General features: G+C 71.7%; 8 protein-coding genes. 3 read left to right on the top strand and 5 right to left on the bottom strand.

The window, feature by feature from the left end:
* Positions 1-315 precede the first annotated feature (315 nt).
* Both ACWGR4_RS21070 and ACWGR4_RS21065 read right to left on the bottom strand, forming a co-directional pair.
* Positions 316-2,220, bottom strand: coding sequence for a hypothetical protein (locus ACWGR4_RS21070; RefSeq protein WP_452128698.1), 1,905 nt, complete (start codon positions 2,218-2,220; stop codon positions 316-318).
* Positions 2,221-2,548: 328 nt separating this feature from the next.
* A complete protein-coding gene (locus ACWGR4_RS21065) occupies positions 2,549-3,016 on the bottom strand; it encodes a hypothetical protein (RefSeq protein WP_020554288.1) in 468 nt (155 codons plus the stop codon).
* 1,192 nt (positions 3,017-4,208) lie between these two features.
* Between ACWGR4_RS21065 and ACWGR4_RS21060 the strand changes: the two genes are divergently transcribed.
* Positions 4,209-4,943, top strand: coding sequence for an HAD family hydrolase (locus ACWGR4_RS21060; RefSeq protein WP_380004029.1), 735 nt, complete (start codon positions 4,209-4,211; stop codon positions 4,941-4,943).
* A 183-nt stretch (positions 4,944-5,126) separates the two neighbouring features.
* Here ACWGR4_RS21060 and dnaN read toward each other — a convergent pair whose 3' ends face one another.
* Entirely contained in the window at positions 5,127-6,335 is a 1,209-nt protein-coding gene (dnaN, locus tag ACWGR4_RS21055) for a DNA polymerase III subunit beta (RefSeq protein ID WP_452128697.1), read from the bottom strand.
* A gap of 522 nt (positions 6,336-6,857) precedes the next feature.
* Positions 6,858-8,192: an amidohydrolase family protein gene (locus tag ACWGR4_RS21050; RefSeq protein WP_452128696.1), complete on the bottom strand. Its 1,335-nt coding sequence runs from the start codon at positions 8,190-8,192 to the stop codon at positions 6,858-6,860.
* A 75-nt stretch (positions 8,193-8,267) separates the two neighbouring features.
* On the opposite strand from ACWGR4_RS21050, the gene ACWGR4_RS21045 reads away from it, so the two are divergent.
* Positions 8,268-8,795: a MarR family winged helix-turn-helix transcriptional regulator gene (locus ACWGR4_RS21045; protein WP_380004032.1), complete on the top strand. Its 528-nt coding sequence runs from the start codon at positions 8,268-8,270 to the stop codon at positions 8,793-8,795.
* 86 nt (positions 8,796-8,881) lie between these two features.
* On the opposite strand, the gene ACWGR4_RS21040 is transcribed toward ACWGR4_RS21045, so the two are convergent.
* Positions 8,882-9,952 (bottom strand): DUF4328 domain-containing protein, encoded by a 1,071-nt coding sequence (locus ACWGR4_RS21040; RefSeq protein ID WP_452128695.1) that lies wholly within the window; start codon positions 9,950-9,952, stop codon positions 8,882-8,884.
* Between the two features lie 236 nt (positions 9,953-10,188).
* Between ACWGR4_RS21040 and ACWGR4_RS21035 the strand changes: the two genes are divergently transcribed.
* Entirely contained in the window at positions 10,189-10,839 is a 651-nt protein-coding gene (locus ACWGR4_RS21035; RefSeq protein WP_452128694.1) for a hypothetical protein, read from the top strand.
* Positions 10,840-10,902: the final 63 nt, after the last annotated feature.

Below are 10,902 nucleotides of genomic sequence, written 5' to 3'. Positions count from 1 at the left end.
CGGTGGCCCCGGGGGGGGGGGGGGGGGGGGCCGGGGGGGGGGGCGCCGCCGGCCGGCTTGGGCCCCCTTGGTGGGGTCCCGTTGGGTTGGGGCGGGGGGCGGGTCGGGGGGGGGGGGGGGGGCACGGAGTCGAGGGCCGTGGCAGCGCGTTGCCGCCGGCACATTGCTGCCACGCCGGCCCCGAACACCCCGTCCGATTCGTGCTGTTCGCCGGGATTCCAGGTGGGCCCACCAGTCGCCGAGTCGCTGAGCGGCCTTCCTGCGGGCTCGCAGCCCCTCGGCCATCGATCAACCCGCCGGCCGCTCCACGGGCGCTCAGAACGCCCCCTGGAGCGCTCCCGAGGCCCGTTCGGCGGCCTCGGCGGCGGCCTCCCGATCCTCGCGGCAGTCGGCGCACACCCCGTCGGCCCGCAGGCCCCGGACCGCCCGGTCGCAGTCGTCGCAGGTCCCGATCGGCACCGGCGCAGCCACCCGGTGGGCCGCCGTACCGACCGGCGCCCCCATCGCCGCGCTCGGCTCCTGCCCCGTCCGGGCCCGGTTCGCCGCCCGCCGGTCCGCGCCGAACCGCTCGTCCGCCGCGGCCCGCCGATCCTGGTCCTGCCGGGCGCAGTTGCGGCAGGCGAACGGGTCGCCCGCCACGCCCGCCACGGGACCGGCCGTGGGCAGCCACAGGCGGCCGTCCTCGCAGTTCGGATCGGCGCACCCACGCCGGGCCAGCCCGCGGCCGCCCAGCCAGCCCATGGGGCTGCGTACGGGGCCTTCCTGGGTCCGCCAGCGGTCTGCCAGCCGGGCGAAGACCCGGTCCGCGTCGCCGACTTCGGCCACGGCGCGATCCACCAGCGCCGCCGCCACGACCCGCTGGCCGGTGCTCATCCGGTCCACCAGCGGCCCGATTCCGGCAAACGCCCGCGCAGCTGCCGGGGAGATGGTGGTCCGGTGGTTCGGGACCGTCACGTGTCGCGATCGACGGGGTTCCGCCGCAGGCGCCTTGTTCGCCGGGGGTGCCGTGGAGCCGGGTCGGGCGCTGTTCGCGGGCCCGGGCACGTCTACCAACGGGAGCGCCCTGCGGGCGGAACCCCCCCGGGAAGCCGCGTTCATCTGTAGGTCAATCGGAGTGTCTTCCTTATACGTGACGGAGGTCCGAACCCCCTGCGGACCCGACGTCCATTGACCCTCCGCACCTGGGTTTTGAGCTGCCGAAATGCCGTTCTCCGGCGGCTCGAACGAGGTCCGGACGACGGTTCGCGAGGCGGCCTCGGACGGTGCCCCGGCAGGTGTTTCGACAACCTTGTTGACGGTTGATTCGAGAGTCGCGAAGGCCGCTGTTCCGCCGCCCACGTGAAAGGCCGCCCCGAGGGCGACCGGACGGTCGGACCGCGAGTCCGCCGAGGTCTCCCCCACCGCTCCCGCCGAGTCGGTCTCGTCCATCCCCTCGTCCGCTGCGGTCGCCACACCGGTCTCGGCGGTCTCGGCGGTCTCGGCGGCCACATCGGCCTCGGCGGTCGACTCGTTGTCGCTCCCGGGCTCGAACGGCCGGAGCGGGACCATCATGTTCCGCCCCTGCCACCCCTCCCGGCGGCCCACCTCGACCCAGCCCCATCGCTCCAGGTCGGACACCACGCCGCGGGCGGCGCGGACACTCACCGGCTCGCCGATCCGCCGGCCCGACTGGTGGCGCAGCACGTCGGCGAGTTCGGCGTAGGTCAGGTGGTGGCCGCGGGCGCGGGCGTAGCTGATGACGGCGTACGCCCGAGCATGCCGGTGCGGCACCGCGCCCAAAAGCGCGACGGGCACCATCACCCACGGCTCGCCCTTTTCCGGGGCACGCAGGCGGCGTACGGCCGAGGTCCCGGTGCCGGAAGGCTTGGTGCGGCGGACCACGGTCAGTTCCTCGCCGGCGGTGAGCTGCTTCTGCGCGGCGTACAGGGACGACGGGGCCTTGAGCGCGATGCGGCCGTCGGCCTGGGTGACCGAGCGTACGGTCAGGCCCAGGTAGCGGGCGATCGTGGTCAGGTCGGCGATGCAGCCGGGCTGGTTCGGGCCGGCGGCCAGGTGGCCGACCTTGGCGGCGAAGACGAAGGCCAGGTCGCTGTACGCCTCGCCGGTCACCACGCGCAGCGGGACCTTGACCGAGGCACGGCGGACCGAGTCCGGCATGGTCGGGTCGATGCCGCGGGCGCCGCTGACCCGAACTCGGGCCGCACGCAAGGCGGCACGCACCCGAGCCTGCATCGTGAATCCAGAGGATTCGGGCACACTTGAAGAGGGCAAGGACCTGGCTGAAGACAGCACTGGGCCTGCCTCGGGGATCGCAGGTATGATCTGCTCCTGAAGCTGGTGAAGAGAAAGAGGTATGGGCGACCCGACCGTTCGGCGCGTGGAAGTACCGGAACGGCTGGGTCTCACTGTTCGGTTGTGTAAGCGGCCGGCAGGCCTCCTTTCTCCGACGGCGCCCCTAGGGGCGCTGAGCTGCGAGCGAGTGGACTAGGGCTGGACTCCTAGGCCACTCGCTCTGCTTTTGTGGACTTCCGACGGCGTTGCCCGGCGCTCAGGCCGCACCATGCCGTCGTCCGACCTGTTCCTGTTCGGCCGCCAGGGCGCGCAGGGCCTGCTGGGCCCACGCGCCGAGGGTGAGGTACTGGTACGGCGTGTTCTCCTCGACGAACCGCAGTGCGAGTGCGGCGTGTTCACTCGGTCGAACGGCCAGGTCGGCCCCCGAGGGATGGACGTAGAGGCCGGTCATCGGGTCGACGTCGGCGAGGTCGCCGACGCGTGAGTGTTCGATGGCCAGGTGCTCCCAGAGGCGCAGGCGTTGCGGTGTGTTGCGCGCATAGTTCTCACCCGGCCAGCTGATCCTTCGCAGGGCCTCGAAGGTGAGCAGGGGCAATACATCGCTGGGCGAGAGCACCGTCGGGTGCAGCACGTTTCGGTCCCGTGCCTCGTAGCCCACCTTGCTGGGCAGACCCGCGATGGCCGCGAGCCTTGCCACGGTCCAACGCTCCCGGGAAGTGGCCATGACCGTCCTTTCGTGTCAACGACCGAAGCCTATCGCTATCTCCGGCAAATAACTTCCTGTCAGGAGAGTCGGCGTGTCGCTCGTTGCGGTGAAGCCGGCACAGCAATGGCGCAAAAGCCCAGAAAATCAGGCATTGCCGTTGTGTTCGATCTGCATGTTGGAAGATCCGCCCGCCCATCCATCTCCTGTCACGCATGAATACCCAGGCGTCGAGTGTGTGTTCTGTCGCGTGATCCACTGCTCGATCGAGCGTGGGTTCCGCCGTTCGGACCATCGCGAGAGCGACCGTGCGACCGATCGTGCGATCCGCCGCGACGCCCACTGCGGGACCCGTCGTGAGAGCCGTCGTGAGAGCCGCCGCCGGAGCCATCGGCGGCTCCAGCGCGCGACCCGCAGTTCCGCCCACTGCTCCGGCCGGCCGCCCACGACACCGCGCGTCCGTCGTTCGCGCCGTACACCCGCCCGCACACCCGCCCATACAGCGATGCGGATTGACGAACACGTTGGGCTGCAATGTGCCGGACATATCAAAGGACATCTCGCCGCACAGCAGCGCGCACAGATCCCGCTGCGGATTGCCGGACAGCTTGCCATGCAAGTTGCAGGTCAAGAGCTATTTGAGGGTGTTGTGGGAATGGCTCGATGAGGTGGTGTGAAGGCTCGCCGAAGGGGCTTCCGAGGGCTCGGGAGAGGCATTGTGGCGGGAGTGAAAATCATCTTAAAAGGTGGGGAAGCCGGCTTTTGTAGTCATTGGGAAGAAGGAGGAAGGCCGGCGCGGGAGGGAGGTGGTGGGAGGGAGCGGTGGGGCGCGCCGGACCGACGGGACGGTTGGGATGGCCTGCGGTGGGGTGGCTCGGCGTTGGCTGTGGGGCTTGGGGGGTGGGGTGGGCGGTTGTGTGGTCGGGAGGGGGCGTGGCCTCCGGGGGTGGGCGGGGGATGAGTGATGGGTGTGGTTTGGCGACGCCCCGGGCGTCCCGGTGGGTGGGTGTGCGGTGATTTCGGTGCCGGGAGGTTGTGTCGCCGTGGCCGAAGAGTCGGTTGGTTGTGGTCGGATGCCTTCCTTCGTTGTGTTCGGTCGCCCCGTTGCCGGGCGTTTTCCGACCGCGATCGGGTTGGCGGGCCCGTGCCGGGTGGGTGGATGCGATGCTCTGGGCAGTGGCCGCGTGGGGTGGTCGGGAGGATCGGAGTGCTGATGGCGACTGGTGGATCCGGCCCCCGGCTGGTGTTGTGGGACATCGATCACACCCTGATCGACGGTGGGAAGGTGTCGCGGCGGGCATACGCGGCCGCATTTCGGCAGGTGGCCGGGCGGGCTCTGGAACAACCGTGGCAATTCGACGGTCGTACCGAGATGGCTGCGGCGAGTGAGGTCCTGCGGCTGCACGGGTTGTCGCCCGAGGATGGCCTGTTGGCTGCTTTCCTGGACCTGATCGTCGCCGAACTACGGCAGCGTGAAGCCGAGTTGGCGGCGGAGGGGCGGGTGTTGGCGGGGGCGCTGGAGGCCCTGACGGCGCTGGGCACGATGCCCGATGTGCGGCAGTCGGTGCTGACCGGCAACCTGTACGCGCTCGCCGTATTGAAGATGAACGTCTTCGGGCTGGCCGACCACGTGGACTTCCGGGTCGGTGCGTACGGCGAGGACGCCTATGAGCGAATCGACCTGCCGGCCCGGGCGTTCGCGCGGACCGAGGAACACCTGGGCCGGCGGCACGTGGGCGCCGACACCGTGATCGTCGGCGACACCCTGCGCGACGTGGCCACGGCCCGCGCGGCGGGCGCGCGGTCGGTGGCGGTGGCCACCGGCTTGACGAGCGCGGCCGCGCTGACGGCAGCGGGCGCCGATGTCGTCCTTACCGACCTCGCCGACACGGAGGAGGTGCTGAGCGCACTGCTGGGCGGGGGCTCGGGTCGCGGCTCGGGTGGGTGACGGCGGGTGGGGCGGTGATGGGGCGGGCGGGCCTGCGCGGACGGGGCGTTGAGTTCGCTGCCTGGTGAGGGCCGGCTGCTTGGCGGGGACCCACCCGGCTTGGGGTGGGGTGGGCCGGTGGCGGTGGGTGTGGTGGTCGCGTGGGCGTCCCTATATAGAGGAGTGGGTGTGGGTGTTTGTTGGTCAGGTGCTGCGCATTGGCATGAGTAGGTAGCGGTAATCCTGGGCGTCTTGGGTTGTGGTGGTTTGAGCCGATGCTTCCTTGGGGCCTTGGGTGTTTGCCGGTGGTGGGGCCTTCGTGAGTACGGTGGGCTTGGTCGGTGTACTGAAGAGCATTTGTGCGGTTGGAGTGCGGAGGGCGGTCAGGCCGTCCAAGAGGTGGGACGGGTTGAAGGCGGACCTGGTGGGGTCGCCCGTCAGGTGCACCGGGACCGTTGCGCCTGCCTCGGCCTCGTCGGTGGTGCCGGCTTCGACCCGCAGGGCGTCGTGCTCGAACGTCAGGCGGATGGGCGCGTTGCGGGTGACCACGAGGGATACCCGCCGTACCGCCTCGATCAGCGCCGCCGTGTCGATGGTCGCCACGGCGGTGGTCTCGTTGTCGAACAGCCAGTCGTAGCGCGGGAACTCGTAGTCGAGCAGCCGCGTGGTGGCCTGCCGTCCGGCGGTGATCAGCCCGAGCAGGCCGCGGCGGCCGGCCTCCGGGCCGAGGGCCAGGCGCAGGTCCGCGCCGATGTCCGGGTTGCGGGCGAGTTCGGCGAGGACTCGGGCCGGGACCAGGGCGGTGCGGGCGGGGTCCTCGGTGATGGGCTGCCAGGGCATGCGGCGGACCGCGAGGCGATATCGATCGGTGGCGGCCAGGACGAGCGAGTCGTGGGTCAGGTGGAGTCGGACGGCGGTGAGTACGGGCACGCTCTCGTCCCGGGACGCCGCGATCGTCACCTGCGCGACGGCCTCGGCGAAGGCGGACGCGCCCACCATTCCGACGGTCTCCGGGAGCAGCGGGGTGGCCGGATAGTCGGTCGGGGCCGTCAGCGGCAGCGCGAAGTAGGCGCCGGCGCAGGTCAGTCGGGCCCGACTCGCCGGGGACGGCGACGACGACCTGGTTACCCTTCTCGCGTCGACGGTGAGGTCCACCGAGTGCTCGCGAGGCAGGGATCGGGCGATCTCGGCGAGCAGTCGCCCCGGGACGAGGATCCTCCCGGGGTGGGTGACCTCGGCCGGGACCTCGATCCCGGTCGAGACCTCGTAGTTGTACGCGGAGATCGTGAGTGTGCCGCCGTCCGCCTCGAGTCGGAACGCGGCGAGGGCGGGGACGACCGGCCGGGCGGGCAGGGCGCGAACGGCCCAGGCGATGCCCTCGACGAGGCGGTCGCGTGTTATTCGAACCTTCACAACGGGCCCTTTCCGAGAACTCGACGAGGAGGATGGTCGCGTGGTGATCGAATATCTGTTCGATTCCAGGAAGGGCGACACTACCGGGGCGCTCGGACAGCGCGCCCGGATCTCGGCGAATGTCGGCGGATCGCGGTGATTTGAGGTAGGGGAGGCCCTTCCGGTTCTTGCGGACTCGGATGGGGCCTGTCGGCGGGTGGCCTGCGGAGCGTGCGCCCCTCGGGTTGCTGCTCAGGTGGCGGCGGCCTCCCGGACCGCCGGGTGCGGGATGGTCAAGGTGTGGGGCAGGTCGAACAGTTCGAACAGGCCCGGCTCGCGGAACGCGCAGATTCGGGTGATGCCCGGATGCGCTTCGCTCCGGAGGTTCCGTGCGGGGGAAGCGCCCTGGGCTGCGACGGGCCGATCGCCACGAGGTGCAGACCTGCGGGGCATCCGAAAGGAATCGGGGTCGTATCGATGGGCGGACGGGGACGACGGGCTCCCCGGCGCGTGGCGACCGCGCGCCGAGGCTGCGCCGCGTCGTCAGATCGCGGCCGCCACGTGTTCGGCGGCCGCCTGTGCGGCGGTGACGGCCTCGATGTGCGCGGGGTGGGTGAGCCGGCCCGCCCGCTTGACCGTGCGGCCCGCGACCAGGACCGTGTCGACGTTGCCCGGATGCGCCGACGCCACCACCGCGCCCGCCGGGTCGTGTGCGGCGCCGACCATGTTGACGGTGTCCGTGCGCAGCAGGATCAGGTCCGCCTGCTTGCCGACGGCCAGTGATCCGATCCGGTCGGCCAGACCCAGCGCGGCGGCGCCGCCGATGGTCGCCATGCGCACTACGTCGGCCGCGAACAGCCGCTCCCCGTCGGCGAGTTGGCTGGTCAGCAGGGCCGCCCGAAGCAGCGAGAACATGTCGCCCGGGGTGCTGGTGACCACGTCCACGCCAAGCCCGGTGACCAGGCCCAGGGCGCGGGCCCGGTTGATCATCGGCGCGCCGTGTCCCATCTGGGCCTCGATGGCCGGCGCGATCGAGAGCGCGCCGCCGGAGTCGGCGATCATCGCGAGTTCGTCGTCCGGCAGCGAGTTGCCGTGGACGTACAGCGTGCGCGCGTTGAGCAGGCCGCGCTCGCGCAGCGCCTCGATGGGCCGGCGGGCGACGGGGCCGCTGCCGACGTGTACGGCCAGTGGGATGTCGAGGTCGGCGGCCAGCCGCCAGTCCTCCTCGACGAGTTCGATCGGGGTGTACGAGGGGCCGCCGGGGGCGAGCGCGAGGGTGACCAGGTCGTCGGGGCCGTCTCCGGCGAACAGGCGTTCGCGCAGGTCGCGGACCTGCCGCGGGTCGCGGGCGGCCGGGTCGAACGGCGGGTAGCCGTACCCGAATACCGCCCGGATGCCCGCCGCGCGCAGTCCGCGCACCGCCGCGTCGCCGTGTTCGGCCCGGTGCTGGACGTGGGAGAAGTCCTGGACGGTGGTGATGCCGCCGTCCAGGCATTCGAGCGCGCCGACCAGGTTGCCGGCGTACACGTCCTCGGGGCGCATCGCGGGGGAGAGCCGGCCGAGGACCAGGCCGAGGTAGTCGCCGAGGTCGCTGTCGACGGCCACCGCGCGCAGCACGGACTGCCAGACGTGGCGATGGGTGTCGACGAAGCCCGGCAGCACGATCCGCTCGCGCGCGTCGAGGACTTCGGCCCCATCGGCGGACAGGTCGGGGCCGACGGCGGCGATCACCCCGTGCTCGATCAGGACGTCGGTGTCGGGGCGGGCGGTGACGCGCGGGTCGGTGTCGACGACGGTGCCGCCGCGGAGGAGGAGTCGGGCGGGGGTGGGGGAGGTGTGGGAGAGGTCGGTTGCGGGGGAGGTGGGAGCGCCGGACATGGGAGCCTCGCATCGAGTCATGTTCACTGGAAAGCTTTTTAGAAAGCTATCAGCTGTGTGTAATACGCTGTCAAGATGACCGCATCCGAGGACCGCGCGAGCGCGCTGATCAGCGCATGGCAGGCCGAACTGCCCGACGTGCTGGATGCGACGACGGAGTTGAGCAAGCGGATCATGCTGCTCGCGGCCGACCTGGACGAGGCCACGCGCCGTGAGCTACCGGAATTCGGCCTGACCCCGGCCCAGTTCGGCGTACTGGTCGCGCTGCGGCGCGCGGGTGCGCCGTATCGGCTCAAGCCGACCGAGCTGAGTCGTGCGCTGCTGCTGTCCTCCGGCGGCACCAGCAACGTGACGAATCACCTGGTCGCGGAGGGGTTGGCCGAGCGCCTTCCGGATCAGGGCGACGGTCGGGGCACGCTGATCAGCCTGACGCCGCGCGGGGTACGGGTCGCCGAGGAGGCGGTCCGGGCGAACGCCGCCGCGCACGCCGAGGTCTGGCGCGGCGCCCCGGCGGCGGCGATCGAGGCGGCGACGCTCGCGCTGCGCGAGATCGCCGCGGCCACCGAGGCACCGCGGACCGCGGGGCGGCGGCGCGGGGCCTGACCAATCGAACATCGCGCACAAAAACCGCGGGTGGGCGCTGCCCGCAAGGCGACGCGCCGCTCGCAAGGCAGTCGGCGTCTGCCCGTTCAGAACGGAGCCGGTGGGTCCTTCGGACGCGGCGGGGGCGGCGGCTGGCGCGGGATCGGCGGCGCCACGGGCTGCGTCGAGCCGGGAACCGGGCCGGATGTGGCGACTTCGGGGTGGGTCGGCTGGACCGCGTACAGGGGGTGCATCGGATGCATGGGGTGCGCCGGGTGCATCGTCGGCGGCACGAGGAAGGCGTATTCGCGCTCGATCTGGAACCCGGTGATCCGAGCCACGACCGCGATGGCCGTACCGGCGGCGATGATCATCAAGAGGAAGGCCCAGCCTGCCGCGGTGTCCGCGGTGCGGTAGGACTCGTGGTAGGCGACCCACGCGTCGCTGCCGGTCATCGCGTCGCCGCCGTCGCTCTCGCGGCCGGTCAGGCCGACGGCGAGGAGGACGTTCGCGGCGAGATAGGTCAACCACCAGGCCCAGAGCAGCGCATGCCGCCCCGGAGTGGCGCCGCCGCGCATCGGCGCGCGGGGATCGCTGGCCTTCCAGATGTCGTGTGCGATCAGCGGCGGGAACCACAGGTTGACCACCGGGCAGAACCAGCCGCCGATTGCCCAGCCGCCGGACAGGCGCTGCACGGACGGCGGGAACAGGTCGACATTGCGCCGCGCGCGATGGAACCAGACCACGAAGACCACCGCGCTCGCGACCATGGCCAGGGTCGCGAGTCCCCACCACACGGCGATGGAGTGGTTCGCCCCGTCCGAATCGGGCGCGGACCACCTGCTGCGCAACACCTGGTCGACCAGGCTCGCGCGGTGGAAGAACGCGATGGCGGCGAGCAGACAGGCGACGGCCGTGACGCCCAACAGGACGTAGAGCGCGATGGCCGGCCCGCGCAGCGACCGGAAGATCGGAGCGGGCCGAAACCGCGGATCCCGCATCGGCGTCCCGGCGGGCCCGAAGTGGGCGAAACGCGCGTCCAGGGCGGCGTCGGTGGGGGCGCCGGCCGGGGCGTACTCGCGATGGCCACAGTTGGTACAGCGATCCGGCAACGTCGATTGGGCACCGCAGGCTGAGCACAACACGAGTTCGAATCCCCCGTCGACGGTCCTCGGCACCGACCGGACGAGCCGGCGGGCGACGGCATCACGGCCGACCGCGCCGACCGCGCCGACGGCGCCGCGTAACGGGCATCATGCCGTGAGTACCTTCCCATGTCACGATCGGGAGACCCGCGAATACGCGAGGTGATGGGCGTGGCGACAACACCGGCACAGCACACGGCGCGGTGCCGCGCGGCGGGGCGGGGTGGGGCGTGCGTAACGACATGGGTGGTTGGGGGTACGGTCGGGGGGTGATCGGGACGTGGTGGGATGTGCTGCTCGTCGGTGGGGCTTCCGGGGTCGGCAAGAGTCGGGCGGCGGCGGAACTGGCGTTGTCGGCGGGGGCGTTCGTGGTCGAGTTCGACGACGTGGTGAGTGCGGTGCAGCACATCACGACGGCCGAGGGGCATCCCGGGCTGCATCTCTTCGACGCGATCGCCGATGTCGACGGGCTCGGTGCCGATCGGGTACTGGAACTCCAGGTCGCCACCGCCCGAGCGCTGGAACCCGCCGTCGTCGGCGTGGTGCGCAATCGGCTCACCGTCGATGTACCGGCGGTGGTCGAGGGCGACTACCTCACGCCGGCCGCCGTGGCCCAGGCCATGCGGGAGGGCGTCGAGGCCGGGCGCAGCGTGCGGGGGGTGTTCCTGCACGAGGACGACGGCGCCCGGATCGTCGCCAACTACGCCGAGCGGGAGCCGGAGGGCGGGGTCCAGGCGGAGCGGGCGGAGGTGGGCGTTCGATACTCGCGGTGGCTGGCGGAGGAGGCGGCGCGGTACGGGCTGCCCGTCGTCGAATGCCGGCCGTGGAGCACCTTGACCGAGCGGATCGGGCACGCCGTGGCCCGCGCGGCGGTGGGCAACGCGGGGCGGGTCGGGCGTTTGGGCGGTGGGGTGAGGTAGGGAGGGGCGGCGGGGGTCGGGGTGCCCGAGAGTTGCTTGGCCGCTCGGGCTGCCGAGACCCGG

This window comes from Embleya sp. NPDC055664 (assembly GCF_053618075.1).
The sequence above is the reverse complement of the archived record's forward strand: the minus strand, read 5'-3'. Positions and strand labels throughout refer to the sequence as shown.